Source organism: Anatilimnocola aquadivae, from assembly GCF_049819085.1.
Classification (GTDB): Bacteria; Planctomycetota; Planctomycetia; order Pirellulales; family Pirellulaceae; genus Anatilimnocola.
On the sequence record NZ_CP187419.1, the window covers coordinates 542,014 to 567,877 of the forward strand.

Consider the following 25,864-nt stretch of genomic DNA (forward strand, 5'->3'; position numbering starts at 1 on the left):
GCTGACTATCGTCGCACTCATGACCTCACCTCTTAACCGCCGGCAGTTTCTCACCCTCGCTCCGGCGTGGGCTGCGCTGGCGATTGGCATGACGGGTTGTCGAGGCATCTTGCGCAACGTCGATCAGAATGCGTTCTACGGCGCACCAGCAGGACCAATCGACAATCCGCTCTTCATTCCGCCGCTCGATGGCGAGTTTGTCTGGAGCCAACTCGTCGATGCCATCGACGACGATTTTCGCATCGAGCGCGAAGAGCGCGTGCGCTTGATCGGCGGAATCCTGACGGAAGGTCGAATCGATACCTTTCCACGAGTCGGTTCGACCATGCTCGAGCCTTGGCGAACAGACAGCACGCCTGGCTACGAACGGCTGCACGCTACGCTGCAATCGATTCGCCGCAAGGCCACGCTGCGACTCATTCCGACCGAAGGTGGCAGCCTGATCGATATTGTGGTTCAGAAGGAACTCGAAGACCTCGATAAGCCTGAGCATGCGACCGCCGGTGGCGGCACCATGCGCTACGACAGCACGCTGATTCGCCGCGAAGGCCAACCGGGACGATATAGCGTTTCGCTCGGTTGGATTCCGATTGGTCGCGACTGTTCGTTGGAGCAAAAGCTGCTGGCCGATATTCGCGCGCGATTGAATGTGCCAGCAGTGGGCAGTGGCGACGGCGGCATTCCGCCCGAATCGGGCCCAGCAATCTCGGGCTCAGGGCCGCGAGGCTCGGGCGAGACGATCGCACCAGGCAACATTCGGCCCTCGGTTGAGCCGCCCCCCATTCCCGCCTGGCAACCGCGCAGCTCTCCCGAATCGCTCCCTGCTCCAGCGCAGCCACCCGCTGGCAACATCTTGCTGCCCAGCCGGTTATAAGTTTGAAGTTTGCAGTTCGAAGTTCGTAGTCGGGAAGCGAACTCTAGTTAACTTCGAACTGCGAACCCTTCTCTCTTCAACTACCGAAAAAACGCCCTGCGCGGTATTCTCGCGGTATGTGATGAGTTATTTGGCAAGGATGTTGCTGTTGTGAAAACGCCCACCCGCAAGCAAGCTCCCGCAGTGAAGATCGCAGGGAATCAGCCCGAGCCGAAGGTCCGGTCAGCGTGGTGGGAGTTGCCGCTAGTGCCTGCCTTGCTCGGCTCACTGCTACTCTGGGCATCGTTTCCGCCGCTGAATCTTTGGCCACTCGCGTGGCTCGCGCCACTCCCTTGGCTATGGCTGATTCGCCAGTCAAGCTTGGGAGGCTGGAAGCCCTATCTGCAGATCTGGTTTGCCGGCTCGGTTCATTGGCTGCTAATGTTGCAGGGGATTCGCCTGGCGCATCCGGCACTCTACGGCGGATGGCTCGCGCTTTCGGCCTACCTGGCTGTCTATCTGGTGCTGTTCATCAGCATCGCGCGCGTCGCCGTCCATCAGCTTCGCTGGCCGCTGTTCATCACAGCGCCGATCGTGTTTGTGGGGTTGGAACTGCTACGTGGTCAGTTGATCTCGGGTTTTGCTAGTGGCAATCTCGCGCATACACAGATCGCACTTCCCGTAGTGCTGCAAATTGCCGATCTCGGCGGAGCTTACATGTTGAGCTTTGTCATGATGCTGGTTGCGGCGACGATTGCTCAACTATTTCCAGCAAAGTGGTTCGGCGTGGCTGAACCGGTGCGAGTGTCGCGCGTGCTCCCCATTGCTGTAACAAGTTGCGCCCTCATCGCCACGATCGCGTACGGCGCATATCGCCAGCAGGAACGTCCGCCGCCTAGCAATCGTCCGCCGCTCAAAGTGGCACTCATCCAGGGCTCGCTCGATACCCGCTTTGATCAAGATTTCAACGAGCGGGTAAATGAGAACTTCTCGCACTATGGCAAGCTTACCAGCGACGCCGTGGCCGCTCACCGCGGACTCGATCTGATCGTCTGGCCCGAATCTTCGTTTGCGATTCCCGAGATTACCGCCGCCGAGTTGCCGCTACTGGCCAATCCTCACGACAAGCAAATCGCCAGCCGGCGAGAAATGGTAACGGAGTCCGGCAAGCCCTTTCACAACATGCTGGCCGAGGGAATTCAGGCGATCAACAAGCCTGCGCAACCGCGCACGCCGGGCGAAACGGCCGTGCTACCGGCTACCGGCACTTCGTTTTTGTTTGGCACCTCGACCTACGTCTACGACTTAACGAAGGACCAAGGTTTTCCCGACCGAAACTTCAACACGGCGCTTCTGGTAGGGCCCGCAGGCCAAATCATCGGTCGCTACTACAAGATGCACGCGGTGATGTTCGGCGAGTATGTTCCCGTGGCCGATTTGCTGCCGTGGCTCAGCAGTCTGACGCCGCTGGGCAGCGGTATGTCAGTCGGCGAAGCGCCAACGACACTGTCTGTGAAGGGCTACAGCCTGTCGCCAAATATTTGCTTCGAAAGCACCGTGCCGCATCTGATTCGCAAACAAATCATCGAGTCCGAGCGAACCAGCAAGCGCCCCATCGATGCCATCGTGAACGTCACCAACGATGGCTGGTTCTGGGGCAGTTCGATTCTCGATCTTCACTTTCGCTGCAGCGTGTTTCGCGCGATCGAGAATCGCAAGCCGGTGGTGATTGCCGCAAACACGGGCATCTCGGCTCACATCGATGGTAACGGACGCGTGCTGCAACACGGCCTCAAACGCCAGCCCGAAGTCTTGGTCGCCGATGTCGTCGCCGATGGCCGGGCGAGTCCCTATCACCTTTGGGGTGATGCGCCGGCCTGGTTATGCGCCTGGATCACTTGGGCGTTGGCGCTGTACGGGGTATGGACACGCCGCGTAACGACGGCTCGCTAGCTGTCGTCCTCCTGCTAGCTACCGGCGAAAAATCTGCCGTGGTTCAGGTTCCGTCATCCTGATATACGAGCCGAGCAGGTTACGCTTCCCGCTCGTAATCCCCAGGTTCACGGATTCATGTTGATTGCATTTCATCGGTCTTTGCTCGGTTCATTTCTTGCCGCCACCGGTTTGGTCATTGGTCTGCTACCGGCGAGCGCTGTTGCGCAAGACGCTTCACCTCCCAAGAACGCGCTGGCCCAAGCAGCCGAGCCCAAGGTCGTCACCAAGTCGCCGACGAGCGAAGCGTCCCCGAGCGAAGTTGCTCCGGCAGCGCCCGCGGCTTTGACCGAGGCCGAGCAGATCACGCGCCTGCAGCGCACCATTGCCAGCGACGACAAGCGTGTGGAAGAGTTGCGTTGCGAGTTCGCCGATCCGACCAACGAATACTACAAAGCCGAAGCCGAGTTCCGCGCGCTCGAAGAGCGCTTCACGGAAGAGAAGGTGGCGCTGGCCAAGCTGCTCGACTTTGGTGCCGACGACGATGCAGCCAAGTTGAAGCTGGCGATGCTCGACACCGAGAAGAACTGGAAGCTGGCCCGCGAACGCTTCGATCTGGCAATTCAAACCCGCAAAACACTGCAAGAACAAATTGCCGTCCTCGAAAAAAAGTTACAGCAAGATCGACAGGCTCTCGACAAACTCACCAGCAGCGAACCGATCATCGCGACACCGGCCAAGCCTACCGTAGAAACCAATCCAACAACGCCCAAAGAAGCAACGGATGCCGTGGCCTCCAACGCCACAGCCAGTGTGAAAACGTCGGCACCAGCGGCAACAGCTAACGCCGATGCTGCGGGTATCGCCGCGGCACTCAACTTGAGCGAGCCCAAAGAAAAGCCCAGCCAGGCCATCATCGCCGCCGAAGCCGATGCCGGCGTCAAGCAACAAGCGGTGAAGCAGGCCGAGCAAGATGTGCAAACGGTTTCCGATCGGCTCGCTGCTTTGCAAAAGAACATTTCAATCGAGCAGAAGCTGCTCACCGCGGGTCGCAAGAAGGCAGACCTAGCCAATCAAAGCCGCTTGTCGGCCGAAGAGGATTATCAAAAGAAATCGGCCGAAGGGCTGATGGGAAATGAACTCGCCGAGATCGCCAGTCGCCGCAGCGATAGCGAACGCCAGTTTCAAGCGGCCAACAATGAAGTCCGTTCGCGCATGGATCGCCTGCAGGAATTGCAGGGCGAACTCACGGCGCTACAAAGTGAGGAACTGGCCGCCTTGCAGGCCGCCAAACTGCGCCAAACGGAACTCTCGGTTGCGGAGGCCAAACTCGGTCAACTGAAGAATCCACTGTCGTTGCAGAATCTGTTGCAATGGTTGCTCAGCCACGGACCGACGCTGTCGCTGATTCTCACGGTCATGTACGGCCTGCATAAGGTCATGCGATTATCGACTCGCCGCGTCGTCGATCTGATGGTGCAAAGCACTTCGCGCAGTGCCCCCGAAGAAAATGAAGCCCGCGTCAACACACTCGCCGGCGTCTTTCAAAACGCAGCATCGCTGACCATTATCATCGGCGGCGCAATCATGGTGTTTGAAGAAGCGGGCATTGCCGTCGCGCCTTTGATGGGAGGTGCCGCGGTACTCGGTTTGGCGGTCGCCTTTGGTGCGCAGAACCTGATTCGCGATTATTTCTACGGCTTCGTGATCCTGCTCGAGAATCAGTACAAAATCAACGACGTGCTCAAGATCGGCGAAGTCAGCGGTCAGGTCGAACGGATTACCTTGCGCATGACCGTGCTGCGTGATCTCGAAGGCTGCGTCCATTTCATTCCCAACGGCAAGATCGACTGCGTCTCGAACATGACTCACGGCTGGTCGCGGGCGGTATTCGATATCGGCATCTCGCACAAAGAAGATCCCGATCGCGTGATGAACACGCTGATGGACCTGGCTTGCGATCTGCGACAAGAAGCGGCCTTCTCGCGGCTGATCATTGACGATCCCGAGATGCTTGGCGTCGATCAACTCGATAGCAACGGAATTACGATCAAGTTCGTCATCAAGACGCGCCCGCTCAAACAATGGGCCGTGAAGCGGGAGTTGCAACGGCGCATTAAGCGCCGCTTTACCGAACTGGGGATCGATCTCGCCATGCCGCAGCAGTTCGTCCTGCGCGACGAATCTCACACCGGCGAAACCCTGCCCGTCGACACCTCGCCCATCGAAAACCACAGCGTCAACATTCACCGCGCTGCATAGAACTCGCTACCGCGGAATGTGTGTCCCTTTCAAATCGTCAGCGAGTTCTCCCAGGTCGTTGTACTTGACCGTGTTGGGTGTGGGACGACTCAGGTACTGCTGATGCTCGCTCGAAGGGACCCATTCCTTGTGATAGTGGGGGCGACCTCCGTGCGAGAGATGCACGCCGCTTCTCGTTTGCGAAACGACGGAAATGTTCCCCGGGCCAAGGTCGGCCTTGAAGGCATGCCCCTGCGTGTCCATGCGAACGACAAAATAGCCATTGCTGTCCGCATCGAACTTGCTCCAGATCTGCTTCGGCCCGGCAGCACCGCCGCTGGAACTGGCGACGCGATACGAGACGTCGTTCGACACGACCTTTTGAAAGCCGTTGCTGTTCAAAAAAATCTGCAGATGCTCGGGGCTCGTATGCTTGAAAGCCTTGGCCGGAAAGCTGACCGGGGCGCATGGCAATTTGAGAAGGAGGTCGATCTCTCCCTGAAGACGCCGCACGATCGTGTTGTTGTCTTTGGGCAGCCGATCCAGCATCTTGCTGAAGGCTTCCATCATCGGCAGAATTGCCACGCGCAGGTTCATGTTCTTCTTGGCCAAGGCCACCAGCGACTTCAGCGAAGTGAGATACTTCTCCAACTTCAGAATCTTGGCAACATCAGCGCCCGGAATGATGCTGACTGCGTTGATGGCCGCGCCGAACCAATCCCCTCGGCACAAGCTGATGATGGTGTTTGTCCCATCCGCGATGGGCGAAGGATCGAAGATGCCAATCAGGTTGAGCGCGAACTGGGTAATGTCCCAACGGACGTTATCCGGCAGCTTTTTCAACGCGTTTTTGATGGCAACAATCGATAACATGTTGCCGAACGACTCGCGGGCTGCGGCGCTGTTGGTGACTCTCCCCTACAGTAGCTGCGAGGGGCTGGGGTTGTCCAGCGGCGGGGAAATTTGTGCGCAGTAAAGTGGTGCAAAGATTATTGGGGGATGAAGCCGTGCTTCGTCTATTGCCGCCAGGGACGCAGCACGGCTGCGTCCTACATCCGAAACGTCCAACAAGCCGCACAAACGACGCCCACTAGGCACTAAATGTTTATCAACAACAAAATATTTGATTGACAATAAATCACCGACTGGCGATAAGTGCCAGTTGTCCTTCCTTAGTTTGGTGGAGCGAATTGGGGGCAGGCAACGGGAAAGTTGCGCGCTGAATTTGCACCGTCGCTGGCGAGGCGAAAAATCGAAGTCGGCGGGTGATGTTGAAGCCAGCGTAGGCAAAGTGTGACATCACTGAACTAGCAATTCAGTGACCGCAAGCGACTTGATTAGCGTGATGAGAATGTCCAGCGGCGAAAGCGAGACGCGCGTTGCCGTGTTCCCGCGCGCACGTCGGGAAACTTAGCGAGAGAGAGGAGAGTCGCCAAATGGTTATCAAACGGTTATCAGCAATTCGCCAGAATTTGCCAAGTCTTGATCGCAACGCTAAGTGCGAGCGAGAGTTGGGGCGAACGGTTATCACGAAAAAGTCGGTGAAAAGGTTATCAAAAATGGTTATCAGTCGCAGCAGCAATGCGGCCATTCAAACTGGCATCGTGTCTTATCCCTACCTCCCTGTTGCCTCGTCAGAACGATTGAGATGCTCCCATTACTGACGTGCACTGCACCCACCTCAATACCGAGCTAACCATGATTCAACCCGAACGGCTGCTGGCGGATGAGTTGAAGGGAATGGGAGCCATGCCACAGCAGTTCATCTTGCGAGACGAATCGCACTCGGGAGAAACGCTGCCCGTCGAAACCTCGGCCATCGAAAACCTGTCCGTCGAAGCCACGAGCGTCAACATTCAACGCGCGGCATAGTAGGTTGTAGTCATCCTGGTCGTTAGAGATGAGAGTAGTGCGAATCACACCCGGTAGTCGAGAAGGCCCATCTTGCGGAGCAAGATGGCTACGTGGGAAACGACTGGATGTTGTTATCGCAAGTGACATGCTTACCGACAGGAACCAGGTCGAGAATTTCGGCTTGTCTGGTTGTCGTGTCGAAGATAACGACCGTGGGGCGGCCAAAGGTCCAGCCGCTCGTTTCGCCGGGGTTGATGAGAAGCCGGCCCGCTTCGTCGCGGTCGATCCGAGGTTTGTGTGTATGGCCAAAGACGGCGACGTCGTAGTGTTCGGTAATGCCGCGCAACTGTCGCTTCATGTGTGTGATCACGAAGCGAGTGCCATCTTCGGTGGTCCAAAACAGAGGTGGCTCGGCGAGCTTCCCTTTCAGCAAACCAAAGCCGGCTTGCAGGCCGACCTTGTTTCCTTCGTTGTCGCCAAAGCAAGCGATGATCGGCATCCGCAGTTTTCGCAGCGGTGGCACAGCAAAAGTAGAAACCAGATCGCCGGCAAACAGCACCAGTTCGACCTGCTCGGCATTAAAGCGATCTACCGCTAGTCGCAGGTGATCGAGATGGTCATGGGTGTCTGCAAAGATGCCGATGCGCATGATAATGGATCGAAAAATGGCCGTAGGATCATTGTCTGCGGAGTTTAGCAGCGCTTGTCCCTCTTCGCCCACCGTGCTTCTGCTTGCTCCACCGACATGTCTTCCTCTTCATTCTGTCTTCGTCACGAAGACAGAACAATTATCTCGATGGAGCGAGATGACTGCGGGGAGACGAAAGCGAAGCTGGTGCAATCTCTCTGCGGCAGGCCAGCTTGCATTTGTGTCAGCCATGTAACAGACTCGCTAGAGGAGGCCACTGAGTGGTGGTTGTCCTTAGTCCGGTTTCACTGCCCGCGGAGCGATTGCGTCATGGCCGAAAATTCTCTAGAGGGCAGTATGGCTCTGCGCGGCAGTCTGCAGCGACGAACCTTTTTGGCTCTGGCGGCCGGCAGCACATTCGTTGGCTGGCAAGGCTTCAGCGGCCTGGCCTGGGGGCAGCAAAATAGTCCGCTGCCTCGCAAGGCGAGCAAGACTCCGGACGCCAGCGATGCGTTCTTCATCAACGGCGAGATCCCGACGATGAAGATCACCATCGAAGATGCCGAGCTGAATAAACTGCGCGGTAACTTGCGGGCATATGTCAAATGCCGCGTGCTCGAAAATGATAAGACCGAGTACAAAGAAGTCGCCGTGAAGTGCAAAGGGGCGGCGGGGAGCTTTCGCAGCATCGACGATCGCCCGGCGCTGACGCTCAACTTCGACAAGTTCACCAAGGATCAGCATTTTCATGCGATGGACAAAATCCATCTCAACAACAGCGTGCAGGACGGCACGTTCATGCACGAAATCCTGTGCGCCGATCTCAACTTGGCCGCAGGGGTGCCTTGTGCCCGCGCGACGCATTGCCGCGTGTGGGTCAACAGCCGCGACCTCGGTTTTTATGGCCTGAAAGAAGGCTTCGATAAGAAGTTCCTCAAGCGGCACTTTGCCAGCGACAAGGGGAACCTGTACGACGGCGGCTTCTTGCAAGACATCGATGCCAACCTGGAAAAAGACGAAGGCAAGAACCCCGACGATCGCAGCGATCTGAAAGCCCTCGTCGATGCCTGCCGCGACGGGGATCAGGCCAAACGCTGGACGCGCGTGAACGAACTACTTGATGTTGATGCGTTTTTGCGGTTCATGGCGCTCGAATTGATGTGCTGCCATTGGGACGGCTATTGCAACAATCGCAATAACTATCGCGTCTACTTCGACCCGTCGAACAAGAAAGCCTACTTCATGCCGCACGGCATGGACCAAATGTTCGGCGATACGAATGCCGGCATTCTGCATGTGCCGGGAGCGATGGTCGCCAACACAGTAATGCAAAACCCCGAATGGCGCGGCCGCTATCGCGATGTTGTTAACGAGTTGATGCCGCTCTTCAACCCACCGGACAAATTGCATCAACGACTCGATCAGATTCACGCTCGCACGCGGCCGGTGCTCGCGGCGATCAATGCCAACGTCGCCAACGAACACGATAACCACGTCAAAGGCTTGAAGGAGCGGCTGACCAACCGCGCCAAGAACTTGGTGCAACAGAATTCGGTGATCGAACCTCGTCCGCTCAAGTTCGATGGGAATGGCATCGCCAAGGTTCCTGCCTGGGCTCCTCGGCCAGCCAGCGATGCGGTGCTCGCCGAAGAGATGCCCACGGGCGTTAAGTGCTTCGTGATCGGCGTCGGCCCCGGCGGGCGCAGCGCCGATTCGTTCCGGACGAAAGTGTTGCTCCAAGCCGGCACATACAAGTTGCAAGCTCGCGCTCGTGTAACCGACGTCGCGGCGGTCGCTGAATCTTCCGGAACGGGCGCTGGCGTGCGGGTCTCGGGCGGCCAACGCACGAATAAGCTGGAAGGAACCACCGATTGGACGAACCTGGAACACGAGTTTGTTGTCAGTAACGCGACGCAGGAGTTGGAGCTGGTCGCCGAACTGCGGGCTACCAAGGGCAAGGTCTGGTTCGACGCCGGGTCGATTCAGATTGCCAAGGTGAATAAATAGCGAGCCAGTTTTGCTAGAATGGAGGCTTTCCTTGAGCCTCCACGACGTACTCTCCCTTGACCGCTTCGCCTACTGATTCTGACATCATTGAACCGGTCGCGATCCCAGCGGGGCCGTCGAACTGGGCGCTCATTCGCCGCATGCTTGGGCTGGGCTGGCGCTATCGCTGGGGCTGCATCCGCCTGCTCGTGTTGCAGTGTTTGCTTCTGCTGACGGCGCTCGCGTGCCTCGGGCTTACCGGCTTGGGCATCGATCTGATTCGACATTTTCACAGCCCTGACACGGTCACTAAACCGGCGTTTCCGTTTGGCCTGACACCGCCTACCGGCTGGTCTCCCATGTCGCAGGTGGCGGTAATCGCTGGATTGATTCTCGCCTTTGAACTCACCCGCAGTGTGCTCAATTACACCTATGCTCTGTCGAATGGTTACTTGATTCACACCAAGATCGTGGTCGACTTGCGGGCCCAGGTGTACGACAAGTTGCAGCGACTGTCGTTCAATTTCTTCGACGCCAACGCCACGGGCTCGATCATCAACCGCGTGACGGGCGACGTGCAATCGGTCCGCGCGTTTGTCGACGGCGTGTTGATTCAACTCGTCATCCTGGTGATCTCGCTCATCGGCTTCATGAGCTACATGCTCACGATTCACCCGATGCTGACGTTTGCCTGCCTGGCAACAACTCCCATCATGTGGCTGGTCACAGCGATCTTCTCACGCATGGTGCGACCGCTGTACGACCGCAACCGCGAGTTGGTCGACAACGTCATTCTGCGCTTGGCCGAAAGCATTCAGGGCGTGCAGGTGATTAAGGGGTTTGGCCGCGAGCAGGAAGAGATCGACCAGTTCGCGAAGGACAATCGCGAAGTGAAGGACCAACAGCAAGGGATCTTCTGGCGAGTCTCGATTTTCGGCCCAATCATCGGATACATGACGCAGTTGAACCTAGTGATTCTGCTTGCGTACGGCGGCTATCTCGTTCACAAGGGTGAACTGCCACTTGGTTCAGGCCTGATCGTGTTCGCCGGCCTATTGCAGCAGTTCTCCAGCCAGGTCGCCAACCTGACGAACATCGCCAACAGCGTGCAGCAGAGCTTGAGCGGTGCTCGCCGTGTGTTCGAAATTCTCGACGCTCCGATTCATGTACAAAACCCAGCGAATCCCGAACCCATTGGCCGCGCGCGAGGGGATGTCTCGCTGGAACGTGTCTGGTTCGAGTATGTTCCCGGTGCGCCCGTACTGAGTGATATCACGGTGAAGATTGCCGCGGGAACTCGCGTGGCGATTCTAGGTGCCACGGGTGCCGGAAAGAGTACGCTGCTGAGTTTGCTCTGCCGCTTTTATGATCCGACTCGCGGACGTATCACGCTCGATGGCCACGACCTGCGCAACCTCGATCTGGATGAACTGCGGCAGAACATCGGCCTCGTGTTTCAGGAGACCTTTCTCTTCAGCAACACGGTGGCAGCGAACATTGCCTTTGGCCATCCCGAAGCCTCACAAGAGCAGGTCGAAGCTGCGGCGAAGATCGCGGCGGCGCACGAGTTCATCGTCAACTTGCCCGATGGCTATCAAACGATTCTGGGCGAAAGCGGACTCGACCTCTCCGGTGGTCAGCGGCAACGCCTGGCCATCGCGCGAGCGGTGCTATTGAACCCGGCGCTATTGCTGCTTGATGATCCGGCCGCTGCGATCGATCCGCATACCGAGCACGAGATTCTCGGTGCCATCGAACAAGCGATGAGCGGCCGCACGACCTTCATTGTCGCTCACCGCCTGAGCACATTGCGTGCTTGCGATCTGGTGATGGTCATGGAAGAAGGTCGCATTGTTCAGTTCGGCACCCACGACGAACTGCTGCAGCAAACGGGACACTATCGCCTAGCAGCAGAATCGCAGTTTGCCGAAGTGTAGGACAGATGCTAAACGCGCACGAAAAGAGCCAGCAAACAAGCTGGCTCTTAGTCTTCTGATTAGCTACCGACCGCAAACCTAGGCGACGATCTTGCTGATCTTCACTTGGGTGTACTTCTGGCGATGGCCGGTCCGCTTGCGATAGTTCTTGCGGCGGCGGAACTTCTGGATGTAGATCTTTTCACCCTTTTCGAGGGCAACCAGCACTTCGGCCTGGACGGTCGCACCAGCGACCAGCGGCTTGCCGATCTTGATGGAACCGCCACCGGAGACTGCCAGCACTTTGTCGAAAGTGATTGCAGCACCTTCACTTATGCCGTCTCGCAGGTCGATCGAGAGGACCTGACCTTCTTCCACTTTGTATTGGCGGCCGCCGTCGGCAATGATCGCGTACATACTCGTCACTTACCTGCAAAACCGTGATTGAACGCCGGCCCGATTGACCAGCTTGAGTCCAGGGGAATTCCAAAGTTTATCGTTCCGCCGGCGGGCCGTCGAGAGGCGTTCTGGGAAAAATAGCAGAAGTCGGCACTCTCCAGCCGCCCCAACCGGGCGCGGTTAGCCGCAGCAGAAAGTGAAATAGCCAAAGGAGTTGCTTCGGAAGTATCATGCCAGCAGACCAATACTTGCCACTCATCCTGAGGAGAGACTGCCATGGGTTTGCTGAAAGAGTTCCGCGATTTTGCCATGCGAGGCAACGTCATCGATATGGCCGTGGGTGTGATCATTGGAGCCGCGTTTGGCAAGGTAGTAACCTCGGTGGTCAACGATCTGATGACCCCGCCAATCTCGTACGTCAGCAGCACCTTGCAGTCGGCCACTGCCGACGGCGTAAAGGTGCCGACCTTCGACGTCCAGGCATTCTGGAACTCAATCGCCTACGGCAAGTTCATCGGCGCCCTGGTCGACTTCGCGATTGTGGCCTTCTGCCTGTTTATGATCATCAAGGTCATTAACGTCGCGAAGAAGCGCTTCGAAGAGCAGAAGATCGAAAAGCCCGCCGAAGCACCGGCAGATATCAAACTGCTCACCGAGATTCGCGACCTGCTCGCCAAACAGCAGGGCGATGTCACCAAGACCGCGGTGTAAAGCCGCGCCTTACGGCCAAGGCTGTTCCGGCGTTTCGTGAGGCTTGCGCGCTTCCTCCAGAAGTGCGACTAGTTGAGCGAGCGACTCCTTCGAGAGATGCCCGAGTTGCTCGTGATTGCACTGACGAACTTGCTCGTCGAGTCTGGCGAGCAATTCCAGGCCTGTTGGTGTGATGCCCACCTCCACCACGCGGCGATTCTCGGGACGTCGCTGCCGTTCCACCAATTGCCGCTCTTCTAGCCGATCGAGCAGGCGGGTCATGTCCGGCGCTCGCGATATGAGCCGGGTACCAAGTGCCAACGTCGCGATAGTATCCGGCTGGGCCGCTCGCAGCAGTCGCAGTGCGTTGTATTGCTGGGGCGAGAGGTCGTACTGCTGAAACAGCTTCTCTTCCAGCGACTTCAGCCGATCGTACGTTCGCCACAAATGCAGATAGGCTTCCTGCTCGGGCGAATCGAACCGCTTGGTCGCGGGCTTTTCGGCTTTCGAAGGCTGGGGCTGCGAAGTACTCATTCCTTGCAGAGTAATGTCTGCCGCAGCAAATAGGTAGCCCGCAAATGATAGCATTCACCTTCGAGGCTAGCGAAACGAGCCCCTCTTTTCGATCTAGGAGCAATCAATACCAGTGCGATAGGCTACTCGTGTGTTGCCGAGCGGTCACATATCCGGTTGATCCACACGGAGGTAAGTATGTCGCACGAAGAGACTCATTCTGCCGCAACCATTTCCCCTGAAACTCAGCAGCGAATCGACGAACGACTCGATGCCATCGATCGCGCGCTGCTGGGCCTGGTCCCTCGCTCGACTCGGCTGGCAATCACGGCCGATATCGAGGCCCGGGTAGCAGCGGCCGGGGTCGACGCGACAGAACTCTCCATTCCGCTGGCCGAAGCGGTGCCTGCGGTGGCAACGTCTCGGCGAGCGGCAACCACCCGTCGCCGGTCGCAATTGGCGGTGACGGCCGGATCGCTGGGTATCGCAGGGCTACTTTGCCTGCTCGCCTTTCCGGTGCTGTATATCCTGGTTTCCATTCTGGCAGACGCCATCGACGAAACCATTGCCATCGGTCTGCTGAGCACCCATGCCCTGTTCATCGCCGCTTGTGGCGCATCTGCGGTGGTCTTCGGCGTCCTCGCGCTGATTCGGCTTTCGGGCAGCAGTAACAAAACCGGGCATGGCTGGGCCATCACGGGCCTCTGCACCGGTGCGATGCCACTCTTGATTGGCGGCACGGTCGTCGTCGTTGTCGGCTCGCAGTTGGTGGAGGCCTCCTCGGTTACCGTTACGCCAGCCAGCTATACCGTTGCCAGCGGACCGTATGGTCAGCCGGGCGCATATCCCGCAGTACCAGCGATGCCTGTCGACATGAGCTGCCCTCCTGGTTTTTATCCGCCGGCGTGCCAGCCTGGCACGCAACTTTTGCCGGAGCTTGCGCCCCTGCCGGCCTGCTTGCCGCCAGACGTAATTACCAAGCCACAACTGGCTGATGTGAAACAACCCGCATCGACGAGCGCCAAACCCCCAGCGATTTCGCCCAGTCAGCCGCCCGCTGAAGTTCTTTCTGCCGAGAAGGAAAAGCCAGCCGCCGAACCGAAGGCAACCTTAACGAAACCAACCAAGGAGACGGAAGCCAAGGAAGAGACCGAGGACGAGTAGGCGACCGCGTACTTGCTCCCTCCAATCCTTATTTCGATAATGTCTAAACGTCCAAAAACTCGCGAGGTTTTTGGACAGGCACTTGGTTCTGTTTTTTGCCTGAAACGGTTACAGTCGCAGCACTTAGATTCTCGTGGCCCATTTTTCGGTTCACTCCTTTTGTCCACTAACCACCCTGGTTCTTGGGCAGGCCGATGAATCGCAACTGCTGGTCTCGCGTCGAGGGCACGACGTCACCCCTCCATGCAGTGCGCGCACACCTTTCAGGCCACCAATGCGCGAGAACGTCTCGACATTATCCCAAAGTGCCTGCTCATTGTCAATCATATATTTCTCAATTATCGAAAATATCTTGACGACATTAATGGCATCTGCTCACACCGGAACCGCGTGCCCCTGATCGGCAGCGGGACTATTGATGCGGGCGATTGCGATGGGCCAGTTCGGGCTCAGGGGCAGAGAGCGTGAAGCCCGCACCGCAAGCACATTGAAAGACAAAGTTAGTGCCCAACACGCGCGGGTTGGCAACGGCGGCGACGATGTCTTCGCCGTGAAGAAGCGGCCTGGTCTCCAGCAGTTGCAACGCGCTGGAACCACAGATCGGGCAGCTACGCTCGGGTGGTGTGGGAGTGTTGCTCATCACTCCACCCTAGCCCGCTCACCAAACTTGGCAAAGTGAAGCGCCGCCTAGAATACGGCCTTTCCTGAGGAAACTTTGACGAGCCATTCTGAACCGGCCAAATCGTCGCAGCGAGGCCGAAAATGACGCCATCTGGCGCTGAATTTTTCGCCGACTTGGGCGGTGGCTGGCGAGTCAAATGCTATCGCGGCTGCAAAGCAAGCGAAGGCCGAACGAAGCGTTCCAGCAGAGAAGGATGCGCGGCGAGATTGAACAGGATCCTGCTGCAGATTGCATTGTTGCGGCCAAGAATATCGCACCGCTGGCCCGGATCGCCCGAGTAGGTTAGCATCGCGCCGCAAGGTTCGAGCTGCCAATGCGGATCGCGATAACCACGCAGTGTGGTCTTGCGATCGGCCAGCCAACAGCCGAGCCCAAAGGTGACTTCGGTGGGTTGTGGGGGAGCCGCCGTGGCAATGTAACGAGCGTTCGCGGGAATGAGCCCCGCCATCATCGCGGCGGCGCCGCCGGGCAGGATCAGTTGGCGACAAAGATAGGCCGAGCCGCTCGCTTCGGCATAGATTCGTCCGCCACCAGCAGCGAAGGAACGAATCGACTGCAGCAGACAATGATTGCTGGCCAGTTCGTGCGCATAACGCTCGGGGTGACCACAGGCGATGTACACGAGATCGGTGTTTTCGGGGATTCGTTCGCTACGCAGCGGTGAAAAATCGGTGAGGGTGGCTCCGGCACGCTCCAGCGCATCGAGCACTTCGGGAAAGCAAAGTCCGAATGCTTCGTCCTGGGCAACAGCGATGCGCACCCGCGGCGCGAACGCCGAGACGGGCAAGGCATCCACGGCTTGCCAGGGCAAGGCTGGCCGCAGCATCAACTGGCCCAGTTGATGTTCATCCCAATCCTCAGCCAAGTGATCGGCCAACGTGTTGAGCATTTCCGGCGGCGGTGGGACTTCCGCGTGCCAGTTCTCAACAACGGTTCGCACGGCTGCCGGCAACTGCAGGCTGCCCAGCACAGGCACTCGCCACAGCGACTCCAGTTCGGTTTGCAGGGCGGCTGCCTGCTGTACGGAATCGACACCATCGAGCAGCAGAGCATCGACCTCTTTGGGCAAGCGAGCATCGCGGCACAACTGCAACTGGCGGGCATCGATCAGGCCCACTCGGGGTAGGTCGAGCCATTGGCTGAGCATGCCGAAGTTGCGTGCGACGGCGGTTCTGGCTGCCAGGGAAGCTGTTGGTTCGCACGCCGGACAGTCGCCCTCTTCAGGAGCGTCGATCAAAATGCCGGTATCAGGGCGGCCCACGGCGGCCGAGTAGACCTCGCGGCAACGCTGGCGGGTCATCGACCAACTGTCCAAATGCCGCGGCGACTTGCCGGTAATGCGCTGCAGTGCCTGATAGGGAGCCGGACACGCCCGAGCCAGAAAGGGAACGGGACGAAGATTCGCCTGGCGGAAACGTGCCAAGATCGCCCAAACCAGGGCTCGGCACTGCTGTCCACCCACCATCTGGGTCAGCCCAAGGCGGGCGGCAGAACCTGGCCGTAACGGAAGACCCATAGCGATATCAATCCAGCGGGACAAAGACTGCTGACAACCGAGCGGGCTAGGGGGCTCAACTGGAACCTTCGCTCGGATGCATTGTTCGAGGGCCCCCGGTGGGGGTCAAGCAAGAAAAACCGGGAAAGTAAGGCATTTCTACCCAGCGGCCACTCCATGGCAAAGTTTCCTCAGCTCACCAAAACCTCCCAAGATCCGTCGCGCGCCGGTCTGCCTTGACTCACTCCCTGGAAATCCGTACACCCCTCACCGGCCCGCCCTGCGCGCGGGCGTTTGAGGGGTCCGATGTTCACTACCGCACAGCGTCGCTCAGCACCGCTGGCCTGGTTGCCCTGCGCAATCATGGTCGCGGTCGGCATTTGCGCGCTGGCCAGCACGGGCTGTGCCCGGCAGCGTTACGTGACGGTACGCGAAGCGCCCAACAATCCGCTGGCCACTCCGCTGAGGTTGCTTGCTCGCGGCGGACCGAAGCCCACCAAGCGAACCGAGCAACTGCTGCGGCGCTATAACTTGCTGGAGCAGGTCGAGAGCGATCCACTCGTGGCGCTCGTCAGCTTTCAGAAGGAACTGGCCCGCGAACCTTCGAGCGACAAGATCTACGCCTATGCCGAGCTCGCCTATCTCGAAGGCAAAGAGCTGGAGTTGCAGAACAAGCCCAAGGAAGCACTCGATGTGCATGGCGCGGCCGTCGCGCATGCCTACTGGTACTTGTTCGATCCGGGGCTCGATCACTTTCGCAATCCGTACGATCCGCAGTTCCGCCGCGCCTGCGATTTGTACAACGGTGCTTTGGAGGCGGCCCTGCGAATTGTCAGTAAGAACCGCGCGCTCAAGCCTGGCACCAAGCACATCATCAAGACGGGCAAAAAAGAGTATCACCTCGAAATAGCCATTCGCGGTCCTTGGCGGGCCGAAGATCTTTCGGCGCTGGAGTTTGTCAGCACGTATGAAATCGCCAGCGGACTGACGAATCACCATCACAGCTACGGCCTGGGCGTGCCCCTGATTGCCGTGCGTACCAAGCACCCGGGCGAATCACCGGCCGAGAAGTATTACCCGCCCGGTTTGAGCTTTGCCGTGAGCGCGTTCATGCGGGTGGAGGAAAACACACCGGAAGATCGCGACGCGAATGTTCATCGCTGCGTGCTGGAACTGTACGATCCGCTCCTTTCGTCCAGCATCAAGGTTTGCAATCACGATGTGCCGCTCGAAGCCGACTTGAGCACGCCGCTCGCGTTCTTTCTGGACGATCCACAGTTTCAAGAGACCGATATCTCGACGTTGGGCTTGCGCAATCCCGGGACGTCGAAGGGGATCAAGGGTCTCTTCATGGTCGAGCCCTACGATCCCAATCGAATTCCGGTGGTGATGGTGCATGGTCTGTGGTCGAGCCCGACAACCTGGATGGAGATGTTCAACGACCTGCGCGCGTTTCCCGAGATTCGCCAGCGATATCAGTTCTGGTTCTTTCAGTATCCGACCGGGCAGCCGTTTTGGGTCAGTGCTGCGCAGATGCGCGATGCGCTCGCGCAGATGCGGGTCGATCTCGACCCGATTGGTGAGAATCCGAACCTCGACCAGATGATCCTCGTCGGCCACAGCATGGGTGGGCTCGTGTCACGGATGCAAACGATTGAAAGTGGCGATCGCTTTTGGAACTTGCTGAGCAAGGTGCCGATCGAACAGATCAAAGCCTCGGACGACGAGCGCAGCAAGCTGGCCAAGTGCTTCTATTTTCACGCGAACCCGTCGATCAAGCGGGTCATCACGCTGGGCACGCCTCATCACGGCAGCAACTTTGCCGATGATTACACCCGCTATGTCACTCGCCAGCTCATCACACTCCCGGAGATGATGATTGAACTGAGCAACAAACTGATTCGCGATAACCCCGACGCATTTCGCAATACAGAGCTGATCACGACGGCCACGTCGATTGACTCGCTCGCCCCGAATTGTCAAATCTTTTCGGCCCTCAATCAGGCCGAGCGGAGTCCACACGTGATCTATCACAACGTGATTGGCGTCGTGCCGAAAGATACGTGGATCGGCCGCTTCTCGGAGGTGGGCGATGGCGTCGTCGGCAAATCGAGTGCGACGCTCGCCGATGTTGCTTCCGAAAAAGTCGTGCCCGCCGATCACATGGCTGTACATCGCTACCCGCTCAGCATTCTCGAAGTGCGCAAGATCCTGCTGGAACACGCGCAGGTGCAACCGGAGCATCAGCCGGAGTACAACCTGCCGGGCATTCAGCCTTGGGTGCGGGCCGCGGAAGCAACGGGTGCGATTCCTAGCGCGGCGCTGCCGGCGGGATCAGCGCCGCGGTAGGCTTGTCATCGCTTAAAAATCGGGAATCGCCTGGCCATCGTCGCGAGCGGCCAATTTCTGCACGGTATCGGCCGAGACATTATTGGTGAGGAGCGTGATGTGCCCATCGAGATAGGCGACGAGCGCACCAGGACCGTGCGGTGAGAGGAGCGGATTGTTCAAGCCTGCTCGACCCACGCCACCGCTGCCCCAGTTGGGCGTGGTCTGGTTAGCGGCTCCATCCTTATTGTTGGCTTGGGGAGCGTACTTCAACGTAATCAGGTTATAGACCTGGTCGGCAGGAACTGGATCGGCACCCGCACCAAAGACTCCCAGAGGCTGCTTTTGAGCGCTCATGCCACGGTTGGTTCCCGCCAGCCAGCCACCGGTTGTTCCGTTGCCGATGCTCAGCGACGGATCTTGTTTCTTTCCGGCATCGTCGTAGTACCAATTCGAAACTTCACCCAGGAGGATCGTGTTGGCTGTGCCGTCGGTGCATGCTGCGAAAGTAAGCGCTTCGTTCAGTGGCAACATGCCGTTGCCGGCGGCATTGCCTCCATAGGGTCCGGCAGTGACGCGAGAGTCGTTGGGCAGTTGACTACCCATGACGCCTGCATAGGACGGAACCACGAGCGCGGTTCCCGCCACGTTTTGTGTCTTGGGTAGCGGACTGCTCGGGCAAAGAAAGGTCGACAGGTCTTTGCCAGCCGTGGTCGCCAGCACCACTGCACTCACGTAATCATTGGGCGCGCCATCTTTGTCCACTTGGACAATGGCATCGAACAAGGGCTTCTGTTCGCAATAGGGGAGTACTCCCACAATCCAGGAAGAACCCCAGCTCACCTCTTCCGCCGGCGGAACGGTGCGGTTTCTGGCACCATAGGGAAGCGATAAAAATGTATCGTGGTAGTTCTGCAGACCCAGCACCAAGCGCTGAATATTGAGTCGGCACTTGTCTCGTTGGTCGCCCATCACAGCGCAGCCAGTGCCGAGCACCATGAGTGTCATTAAGACCGTGAGGACGGTGATGACCGTCAACAATTCAACGAGCGTGAAACCTCGCTTGCGCATGTTCTGGCCTTCCGTTAAAGACAAGAGCGTTACAACTCACGAGCGGCAAATATAACCGCGATGCTCGCGCAAGCAAATTATTCAAGCATTAATCGGCGAGATTATGAAGAAGCACGCTTAAGCCTTCTTCAGCGGCGGGCAGTTGCGCGTTATCGCGAGGACTTCTTCCTGCACCAAGCCGTTCGTAGCGATCGCTTCGCCAGCGAGGATCGTGGGCACCCCTTGCCAATCGGTGAAGGTACCACCCGCTTCTTCAATGATGGGTTGCACCGCTGCGGCATCCCACACATTGAGCATCGGATCGACCATCACTTCGGCTCGTCCCGTGGCAACCAGCAAGTAGCCATAGCAGTCGCCCCAGGTGCGGGTAATGTAGGCTGCCGCTTGTAGTTTTTCGAAGGCTTCCCAGCCATCGCGTTTGCGAAAGGTATCGGCCTGAGAAGTGACGAAGAGACCTTCGCTCAGCTTCTTGCGCTGCGAAACCTTGGTGGGACGAGGCAACTGATTACCGCGAAAATGAAAGCAGCCTTGGCCATGCGCGGCGAAGACGCCTTCGTCGAGGCCAGGAATATAGACAACGCCGGCCCAACTGCGACCGTCTCGTTCCAGGCCGATCATCGTGCCGTACATCGGCACACCGCTGATGAACGACTTGGTGCCGTCGATCGGATCGAGAATCCAGCGCCAACCACTGGTGCCTTCGGTGATGCCGAACTCTTCGCCGATGACGCCATCTTCCGGATACTTGGCGGCGATCTTGCCGCGGATCAGTTGCTCGGCCGAGCGATCAGCAATGGTCACCGGCGAAGCGTCGCTCTTGCGCTCGACTTCGTAGTTCTCTTGCTGAAAGTACTGCAGCGTGAGTTGGCCGGCCTCTTTCGCCCACTGCACGGCTGCTTGCAGTTTCTCCGTCAGAAGTTTCGCGTCGGGAACAGCAGCGGAGTTGGAGTGAGCGTTCATGCTGCCAAGGTAACTTTTGCTTGGCGCGTGAGGAAGGGCGGATCCAAGGGCCCGGCAGTGTCGCTCTAGGCGATGGTGAAGACACAAACGGTAAACAGTGCGATTGCCAAAGCAAACAAACCCAGGATCACCATGCCCACGACCATGATCACTTTTTTCAGCGGGCTTTGGCCGCCAGACTTGCGAGTGTTTTCTTCTTGCGGCGATTCGTAGGGGTTTTGGCTCATGAGCGCAGTATATACCTGACTGCAGACACAGTGAACAGAAGCAGCTTTTGCGGCTGGTTCGCAGGCAGGTGCCCTTCGATTTTGGCGAGCGATCGGCGATAACGGTGGGCTGAGAAATCAGCCTACCTGCGAGAGCCGACACCTTGCCCAACATCAATGCGATTGAGATTCTGGCCGCGATGATCAGCCCGGCCGTGCTGATGGCGGCTGCTGGTTCGGTGGTGCTTTCGACCTCGAACCGTTTGGGGCGTGTCGTCGAACGAACACGCGCGCTGCTGCAAGATGCCCAGCGGCTGGATAAGACCTCGCCCGAGTTGGAAAGTCCTGCCGAGAAGGCCCAGCACGATCTGATTCTGGAGCAACTCGATTTTCTCGCGCGGCGGATGTACTTGCTGCGGACGGCGCTCGCGGCACTCTACTCGTCGATGTCGCTGCTGGTGATGACGAGCCTGCTGATCGGCGTGCTGATTCTGTTTCGCGGCGATGCCGGGTGGGTGCCGCTCCTCACGGGTTTTGCCGGCGCGCTCGCGTTTCTGTTTAGCGTGATTCAACTCATGCGAGAAGCGACGCTCGCCGTCGTCAGCACACAGGTGGAGATGCGGTTCATCAAGGAACTGCTAGCGAAGCGAAAACCTCGCTGATGACTCCTTGCTCGCTGGACCAACTGCGAATGAGCGGCCCGCTTGCTACAATTTTGCTACTTCAATGCACCCATCCCTAGAGATCCTTTGCAAGATCACCTCGCCATGAAAATCATCCGCTACGCCGATTCGCAAGGTGCCATTCATTTCGCCGCTCGTCAGACCGCCGGCAGCGGCACGCAGGACTTGCAAATTGAAGGGGACATTTACGGCGAGTATCAGGTCACCGACAAGCCCGCTCAGATTGCGAAGCTTCTCGCGCCGGTCGATCCGCGCGCGATCCTGTGCATCGGCCTCAACTACCGCAAGCACGCCGAAGAAGGCAAAGCGCCGATCCCGAAATTCCCGGTCCTCTTCATGAAGTCGCCCGGCGCGGTACAGAACCCAGGCGACCCCATCGTGCTGCCAAAAAAACTGCTGAGCACGCAGGTCGACTACGAATGCGAACTGGCCGTGGTGATTGGCAAAACGTGCAAAAACGTCAGCAAGGCGAACGCGCTCGACTACGTCCTGGGTTATACCTGCGGCAACGACGTGAGTGCCCGCGATTGGCAGAAAGACTTCGGCGGCTCGCAGTGGTGCCGCGGCAAGACTTTCGATACCTTCGCCCCGCTCGGACCGGTCCTCGTGCTGAAAGACGAGATTCCGAACCCGAACGCGCTCACCATCAAGACCATTCTCAACGGCGAGACGATGCAGGATTGGAATACAAACGACATGATTTTCGATGTTCCCACGCTGATCGAGTTCCTCAGCGGCAGCACCACGCTTCTTCCCGGCACCGTCATTCTCACCGGCACGCCCCACGGCGTTGGCATGGCCCGCGATCCCAAGGTCTTCCTCAAGCACGGCGATAGCATCACCGTCGAGATCGAAAAGATCGGCCAGCTGACGAATCCGGTGATCGACGAGGCGATTTAGCTCGCGGTGTTTAAAGAGGTGGTGCGGAAGTTCAAAAACGCTTGCCACTCCGCTTCGCTCACCTGCTTGCGTGCCATCGTCGTTCCTCCCTGAACGCGAAGTCGCTTCACTGGGCTGCCCGTCTCGCCCAACTCCGGCCACAGCCTGCAAAATCCTCTTTCATTCTCCGATTGACGGTCCGCCCACTCCCAAGACGATCTGCAAATGACCTTATGCACCCACGAAAAGGAGAAAAAGCGGAAAATCCTTTGAGGGCTTGGCCGATGCGCCAGGAGATGCTATTTTTGCTGAGGTCGAACCTTGAAGCCGAGCAACGGCAGCTGCTGGGTCGGCCCACGGGCCGAAGTAATGCAGCTTGCCCCTGATCTTCTTCGCCCACTGGCCGTTGCAGTGCGGGAGTCGGGGAGGCCGGGAGTTGATCACCTGCCTCAACCCGAGCCCGAAAGCCACGCAAAACAAGGTAAAACCACACCTGGTCAGGTAGCTCAGTTGGTAGAGCAATGGACTGAAAATCCATGTGTCGCCGGTTCAACTCCGGCCCTGACCACTTACACAGTAACAACTTACGACGATTCCGAAATCGCTCAAAAAGGCTTGTACAACCGATAACACAACCGCAGCGACAGTGACCTATCTTTGGACTGTCATTCGGAGTTATGGAAATGTCGAAAGTTCGACCGGACAAGCCTTACCCGGAATTCCCTCTTACCGCCCATCCTTGCGGCCAATGGTGCAAGAAGATTCGTGGACGCCTGCGCTACTTCGGCCCGTGGGCTGATTGGCAAGCTGCCCTCGACTTGTACTGCGAACAGCGTGACGACTTGCACGCTGGCAGGAACCCCAAACGGATTAAGGGCGGGGTGACGTTGGGCTATGCCCTCGACCACTTCCTATCGTCCAAGAAGAATGCCCACGCCACGGGCGAACTCTCGGAACGCTCGTTCCGTGAACACGTCCGAACGTGCGAGCGGATTAGCTTGACGCTGGGGAACAACACGCTGCTCGGTGAACTTGACCCGTCCGACCTTGAGAAGCTACGCCTAGAACTCGGCAAGGGGTTCCGCAGCAGCGTGAAGCGTGGCAGGGACAAGGCGAAGAAACGCAAGAAGCTGAAAACCGTACTGAGTCCGACCACGGTTAAGGGTGAGTTGACCCGCGCTCGCATGGTGTTGCTGCATATCAACGAGAACTTGGCAGAGAAGCCAATCGTTTACCGCAAGGCTCTCCGCTCGCCAAGTCGCCGTTCGATGCGACAAGTCGCCAACGAGCGGGGCGACCGCAGTTTCTCGCGAGAGGAAATCAAGACATTGTTGGCCGATGCTTCGCCGCAACTCACGGCGATGATCTATCTCGGCATCAACTGCGGGTTCGGCAATTCGGACTGTGCCACGCTGTCGATGCAAAACCTCGACTTGCCCGGCGGGTGGCATAACTATTGGCGACCCAAGACGCAAAACCCCCGACGCTGTCCGCTCTGGCCTGAAACCGTGCGAGCAATCCGAGAGTCGTTCGCCAGCCGTCCCGAACCACGTTCGGAAGAATTCGCGAACCTTGTATTCCTGACTCGGGAGGGGCGGGCGTGGTCGCGAGAGGATGGCTGGAACGCTGTCAGCACTGAGTTTCGCAAGCTGATGAAGGACAATGGAATCTACCGTCCGCGCGTGAATGGCTTCTACTCGTTGCGTCGAACTTTTGAAACCGTCGCCACCGATGCCGGGCATCAAGTCGCGGTTGATTTCATCATGGGCCACTGCCCAGCCAATGACGATATGGCTGCGGTCTATCGCCAGCGGATTTCCGATGAAGCATTGCAGAAGGTAACGGACTTTGTGCGGGCGTGGTTCACTAAGAAAACATAGTGAACGACAGACCGGATTTCTTGGGCCGACGCCTGGCTATGGGCGTCGGCGGAATCACGTTGGCGATTCTCTTACGGTCAAACTCTGCCAACGCCTCAGGCGCAATTCTGTACTGCGGTCGTGTTGACCCTGCCTTGGCAATGTTCGTTGCTCGCAAGTCGCCGTTGATAATCCACCCTCTTACAGTGTCGGGGTTAACCCCGGAGATATTGTCAATAGTTGTGGATGGTGGAATTGAATTAGGCGGCGGCTTGGTCGAGGGGTAGGCCGTCTTGGAAGACGACTCCGCGGATGACATCGGGGAGGAGTTGAGCGCCGTTGAGTAGTCGCCAGCCGCGCGCGGCGCTTTCAGCGAGCTTGAACATCATGGTCAGCGAGGCGATGCGACTGCCGTTGCCTTTGGTGCGACGATGCCGCAGGCGAATGGTGGCGAACGTCGACTCGATTGGGTTCGTAGTTCGCAGGTGCCGCCAATGCTCCGCAGGAAAGTCGTAGAACGTGAGCAGCACGTCGCGGTCCTTGGCCAGGCATTCCGTGGCCTGTGGATATTTGGCTTGATAGTCGGCCACGAAGGCGTCGAACGCTTTGCCGGCCGCTTCGCGCGTGTCGGCCATCCAGATTTGATGCAGCATGTCTTTCGCTTTCGGTTGCTTGTTCTTCGGTAGCTTATCGAGAACATTGGCAGTCTTGTGTACCCAGCAGCGTTGCACTTTCGTGGCGGGAAAGATCTCGGCGAGCGCTTTCCAGAAGCCGAGGGCACCATCGCCAATCGCTAACTTGGGCGCCACGGCCAGGCCGCGGCGCTGCACATCGAGCAGCAGTTCTCGCCACGATTGAGCGCTCTCGCGATGGCCGTCCGTCATGGCGATCAGCTCTTTTTTGCCGTCTTTGGTGGCTCCCATCAGCACCAGAATGCACTGCCGATCCTCTTCCAGACGAATGTTCGTGTGAATGCCATCGGCCCAGACGTAGACGTATTCCTTCCCCGTGAGGGAACGCGCGGACCACTCGCGATACTCCTGTTCCCAAACGCTCTTCAGCCGCGTGACGGTCGTTGCCGAGAGCCCCGGACACTCCGGCCCGACGATCGCCGCGAGCGCGTCGTGGAAGTCGCCCGTGCTGATCCCCTTGAGGTACAGATACGGAATCAACTCCTCAATGCTCTTGGTCTTCCGCAGATACGGCGGCAGCAGCTTCGAGTGAAATCGTTCGCCGTCGCCAGCCTCGCGCCGATCATGCACGCGTGGCTGCTCGATGGCCACTTCGCCCACCCCCGTGACGATCTTCCGCTCCGGCAAGTGCCCATTCCGAACGACCTGACGACGGCCCCGCTCATCAGTCACGTGTGCGTGCTGGTCGATCCATTCCGCAACCTCGGCTTCAATGGCCTGCGCGAGCATCTGCTGTGCTCCTTGCCGAAGAATCTCGTGCAGCGATTCCCGAGACCCTGGCAACGCAATCGTCGATCCGTTAACTTCCTGCATGGTGGTGTGCTCCTTGGTGA

Annotated in this window: 22 protein-coding genes and 1 tRNA gene; 13 read left to right on the forward strand and 10 right to left on the reverse strand. The window is 58.3% G+C overall.

The window, feature by feature from the left end:
• The first annotated feature begins 19 nt into the window (after positions 1-19).
• From NA78x_RS02190 to NA78x_RS02200, 3 genes are all read left to right on the forward strand, one after another.
• Positions 20-874, forward strand: a complete 855-nt coding sequence (locus tag NA78x_RS02190) for a hypothetical protein (protein WP_425616783.1) — start codon at positions 20-22, stop codon at positions 872-874.
• Between the two features lie 150 nt (positions 875-1,024).
• Entirely contained in the window at positions 1,025-2,806 is a 1,782-nt protein-coding gene (gene lnt / locus NA78x_RS02195; protein ID WP_425616784.1) for an apolipoprotein N-acyltransferase, read from the forward strand.
• A gap of 117 nt (positions 2,807-2,923) precedes the next feature.
• Positions 2,924-5,047 (forward strand): mechanosensitive ion channel domain-containing protein, encoded by a 2,124-nt coding sequence (locus NA78x_RS02200; RefSeq protein ID WP_425616785.1) that lies wholly within the window; start codon positions 2,924-2,926, stop codon positions 5,045-5,047.
• A gap of 6 nt (positions 5,048-5,053) precedes the next feature.
• On the opposite strand, the gene NA78x_RS02205 is transcribed toward NA78x_RS02200, so the two are convergent.
• A complete protein-coding gene (locus tag NA78x_RS02205) occupies positions 5,054-5,899 on the reverse strand; it encodes a hypothetical protein (protein WP_425616786.1) in 846 nt (281 codons plus the stop codon).
• Positions 5,900-6,724: 825 nt separating this feature from the next.
• Here NA78x_RS02205 and NA78x_RS02210 point away from each other — a divergent pair.
• Entirely contained in the window at positions 6,725-6,898 is a 174-nt protein-coding gene (locus tag NA78x_RS02210) for a hypothetical protein (RefSeq protein ID WP_425616787.1), read from the forward strand.
• A gap of 88 nt (positions 6,899-6,986) precedes the next feature.
• On the opposite strand, the gene NA78x_RS02215 is transcribed toward NA78x_RS02210, so the two are convergent.
• Complete coding sequence (locus tag NA78x_RS02215; protein ID WP_425616788.1) at positions 6,987-7,529, reverse strand: metallophosphoesterase; 543 nt, start codon at positions 7,527-7,529, stop codon at positions 6,987-6,989.
• Positions 7,530-7,838: 309 nt separating this feature from the next.
• Between NA78x_RS02215 and NA78x_RS02220 the strand changes: the two genes are divergently transcribed.
• Positions 7,839-9,515 carry a CotH kinase family protein gene (locus NA78x_RS02220; RefSeq protein ID WP_425616789.1) on the forward strand — a complete coding sequence of 559 codons (1,677 nt, stop codon included), beginning with the start codon at positions 7,839-7,841 and terminating at the stop codon, positions 9,513-9,515.
• A gap of 56 nt (positions 9,516-9,571) precedes the next feature.
• Complete coding sequence (locus NA78x_RS02225; protein WP_425616790.1) at positions 9,572-11,431, forward strand: ABC transporter ATP-binding protein; 1,860 nt, start codon at positions 9,572-9,574, stop codon at positions 11,429-11,431.
• Between the two features lie 78 nt (positions 11,432-11,509).
• Here NA78x_RS02225 and rplU read toward each other — a convergent pair whose 3' ends face one another.
• On the reverse strand, positions 11,510-11,827 hold the full coding sequence (rplU, locus tag NA78x_RS02230) for a 50S ribosomal protein L21 (RefSeq protein ID WP_425616791.1): 318 nt from the start codon (positions 11,825-11,827) through the stop codon (positions 11,510-11,512).
• A gap of 258 nt (positions 11,828-12,085) precedes the next feature.
• On the opposite strand from rplU, the gene mscL reads away from it, so the two are divergent.
• Positions 12,086-12,520, forward strand: a complete 435-nt coding sequence (gene mscL, locus NA78x_RS02235) for a large-conductance mechanosensitive channel protein MscL (RefSeq protein WP_425616792.1) — start codon at positions 12,086-12,088, stop codon at positions 12,518-12,520.
• Positions 12,521-12,529: 9 nt separating this feature from the next.
• On the opposite strand, the gene NA78x_RS02240 is transcribed toward mscL, so the two are convergent.
• On the reverse strand, positions 12,530-13,087 hold the full coding sequence (locus NA78x_RS02240) for a MarR family winged helix-turn-helix transcriptional regulator (RefSeq protein WP_425616793.1): 558 nt from the start codon (positions 13,085-13,087) through the stop codon (positions 12,530-12,532).
• 123 nt (positions 13,088-13,210) lie between these two features.
• Between NA78x_RS02240 and NA78x_RS02245 the strand changes: the two genes are divergently transcribed.
• Complete coding sequence (locus tag NA78x_RS02245) at positions 13,211-14,176, forward strand: hypothetical protein (protein WP_425616794.1); 966 nt, start codon at positions 13,211-13,213, stop codon at positions 14,174-14,176.
• 412 nt (positions 14,177-14,588) lie between these two features.
• Here the strand turns inward: NA78x_RS02245 and NA78x_RS02250 are convergent, their stop codons facing one another.
• Together NA78x_RS02250 and NA78x_RS02255 are read right to left on the reverse strand one after the other, a co-directional pair.
• Positions 14,589-14,816: a hypothetical protein gene (locus tag NA78x_RS02250; protein ID WP_425616795.1), complete on the reverse strand. Its 228-nt coding sequence runs from the start codon at positions 14,814-14,816 to the stop codon at positions 14,589-14,591.
• Between the two features lie 181 nt (positions 14,817-14,997).
• Positions 14,998-16,281 carry a hypothetical protein gene (locus NA78x_RS02255; protein ID WP_425616796.1) on the reverse strand — a complete coding sequence of 428 codons (1,284 nt, stop codon included), beginning with the start codon at positions 16,279-16,281 and terminating at the stop codon, positions 14,998-15,000.
• Between the two features lie 378 nt (positions 16,282-16,659).
• On the opposite strand from NA78x_RS02255, the gene NA78x_RS02260 reads away from it, so the two are divergent.
• Positions 16,660-18,702, forward strand: coding sequence for an esterase/lipase family protein (locus tag NA78x_RS02260; RefSeq protein ID WP_425616797.1), 2,043 nt, complete (start codon positions 16,660-16,662; stop codon positions 18,700-18,702).
• Between the two features lie 12 nt (positions 18,703-18,714).
• On the opposite strand, the gene NA78x_RS02265 is transcribed toward NA78x_RS02260, so the two are convergent.
• The 3 genes from NA78x_RS02265 to NA78x_RS02275 all read right to left on the reverse strand — a co-directional run bounded on the left by NA78x_RS02265 (position 18,715) and on the right by NA78x_RS02275 (position 20,939).
• Positions 18,715-19,752: a DUF1559 domain-containing protein gene (locus tag NA78x_RS02265; RefSeq protein ID WP_425616798.1), complete on the reverse strand. Its 1,038-nt coding sequence runs from the start codon at positions 19,750-19,752 to the stop codon at positions 18,715-18,717.
• Positions 19,753-19,869: 117 nt separating this feature from the next.
• Positions 19,870-20,712 carry a histidinol-phosphatase gene (gene hisN / locus NA78x_RS02270; RefSeq protein ID WP_425616799.1) on the reverse strand — a complete coding sequence of 281 codons (843 nt, stop codon included), beginning with the start codon at positions 20,710-20,712 and terminating at the stop codon, positions 19,870-19,872.
• A gap of 65 nt (positions 20,713-20,777) precedes the next feature.
• Positions 20,778-20,939 (reverse strand): hypothetical protein, encoded by a 162-nt coding sequence (locus tag NA78x_RS02275; RefSeq protein WP_425616800.1) that lies wholly within the window; start codon positions 20,937-20,939, stop codon positions 20,778-20,780.
• Positions 20,940-21,082: 143 nt separating this feature from the next.
• Here NA78x_RS02275 and NA78x_RS02280 point away from each other — a divergent pair, with 143 nt between their 5' ends.
• The 4 genes from NA78x_RS02280 (at position 21,083) to NA78x_RS02295 (ending at position 24,360) form a co-directional block, all read left to right on the forward strand.
• Positions 21,083-21,580, forward strand: coding sequence for a DUF2721 domain-containing protein (locus NA78x_RS02280; protein WP_425616801.1), 498 nt, complete (start codon positions 21,083-21,085; stop codon positions 21,578-21,580).
• A 105-nt stretch (positions 21,581-21,685) separates the two neighbouring features.
• Positions 21,686-22,501 (forward strand): fumarylacetoacetate hydrolase family protein, encoded by an 816-nt coding sequence (locus NA78x_RS02285; protein WP_425616802.1) that lies wholly within the window; start codon positions 21,686-21,688, stop codon positions 22,499-22,501.
• Positions 22,502-22,975: 474 nt separating this feature from the next.
• Positions 22,976-23,048: transfer RNA gene (locus tag NA78x_RS02290), tRNA-Phe, on the forward strand.
• A gap of 115 nt (positions 23,049-23,163) precedes the next feature.
• Positions 23,164-24,360 (forward strand): tyrosine-type recombinase/integrase, encoded by a 1,197-nt coding sequence (locus NA78x_RS02295; protein WP_425616803.1) that lies wholly within the window; start codon positions 23,164-23,166, stop codon positions 24,358-24,360.
• Positions 24,361-24,599: 239 nt separating this feature from the next.
• Here the strand turns inward: NA78x_RS02295 and NA78x_RS02300 are convergent, their stop codons facing one another.
• Entirely contained in the window at positions 24,600-25,844 is a 1,245-nt protein-coding gene (locus NA78x_RS02300) for an IS256 family transposase (RefSeq protein WP_425613880.1), read from the reverse strand.
• Positions 25,845-25,864 lie beyond the last annotated feature (20 nt).

Excerpts from the sequence above, each read along its gene's own strand:
- NA78x_RS02190 (WP_425616783.1), top strand. The coding sequence starts at position 20 with ATGACCTCACCTCTTAACCGCCGGCAGTTTCTCACCCTCGCTCCGGCG.
- NA78x_RS02200 (WP_425616785.1), top strand. The coding sequence starts at position 2,924 with ATGTTGATTGCATTTCATCGGTCTTTGCTCGGTTCATTTCTTGCCGCC.
- NA78x_RS02205 (WP_425616786.1), bottom strand. The coding sequence starts at position 5,899 with ATGTTATCGATTGTTGCCATCAAAAACGCGTTGAAAAAGCTGCCGGAT.
- NA78x_RS02210 (WP_425616787.1), top strand. The coding sequence starts at position 6,725 with ATGATTCAACCCGAACGGCTGCTGGCGGATGAGTTGAAGGGAATGGGA.
- NA78x_RS02215 (WP_425616788.1), bottom strand. The coding sequence starts at position 7,529 with ATGCGCATCGGCATCTTTGCAGACACCCATGACCATCTCGATCACCTG.
- NA78x_RS02220 (WP_425616789.1), top strand. The coding sequence starts at position 7,839 with ATGGCCGAAAATTCTCTAGAGGGCAGTATGGCTCTGCGCGGCAGTCTG.
- rplU (WP_425616791.1), bottom strand. The coding sequence starts at position 11,827 with ATGTACGCGATCATTGCCGACGGCGGCCGCCAATACAAAGTGGAAGAA.
- mscL (WP_425616792.1), top strand. The coding sequence starts at position 12,086 with ATGGGTTTGCTGAAAGAGTTCCGCGATTTTGCCATGCGAGGCAACGTC.
- NA78x_RS02240 (WP_425616793.1), bottom strand. The coding sequence starts at position 13,087 with ATGCTATCATTTGCGGGCTACCTATTTGCTGCGGCAGACATTACTCTG.
- NA78x_RS02245 (WP_425616794.1), top strand. The coding sequence starts at position 13,211 with ATGTCGCACGAAGAGACTCATTCTGCCGCAACCATTTCCCCTGAAACT.
- NA78x_RS02250 (WP_425616795.1), bottom strand. The coding sequence starts at position 14,816 with ATGAGCAACACTCCCACACCACCCGAGCGTAGCTGCCCGATCTGTGGT.
- NA78x_RS02260 (WP_425616797.1), top strand. The coding sequence starts at position 16,660 with ATGTTCACTACCGCACAGCGTCGCTCAGCACCGCTGGCCTGGTTGCCC.
- NA78x_RS02265 (WP_425616798.1), bottom strand. The coding sequence starts at position 19,752 with ATGCGCAAGCGAGGTTTCACGCTCGTTGAATTGTTGACGGTCATCACC.
- hisN (WP_425616799.1), bottom strand. The coding sequence starts at position 20,712 with ATGAACGCTCACTCCAACTCCGCTGCTGTTCCCGACGCGAAACTTCTG.
- NA78x_RS02275 (WP_425616800.1), bottom strand. The coding sequence starts at position 20,939 with ATGAGCCAAAACCCCTACGAATCGCCGCAAGAAGAAAACACTCGCAAG.
- NA78x_RS02285 (WP_425616802.1), top strand. The coding sequence starts at position 21,686 with ATGAAAATCATCCGCTACGCCGATTCGCAAGGTGCCATTCATTTCGCC.
- NA78x_RS02295 (WP_425616803.1), top strand. The coding sequence starts at position 23,164 with ATGTCGAAAGTTCGACCGGACAAGCCTTACCCGGAATTCCCTCTTACC.
- NA78x_RS02300 (WP_425613880.1), bottom strand. The coding sequence starts at position 25,844 with ATGCAGGAAGTTAACGGATCGACGATTGCGTTGCCAGGGTCTCGGGAA.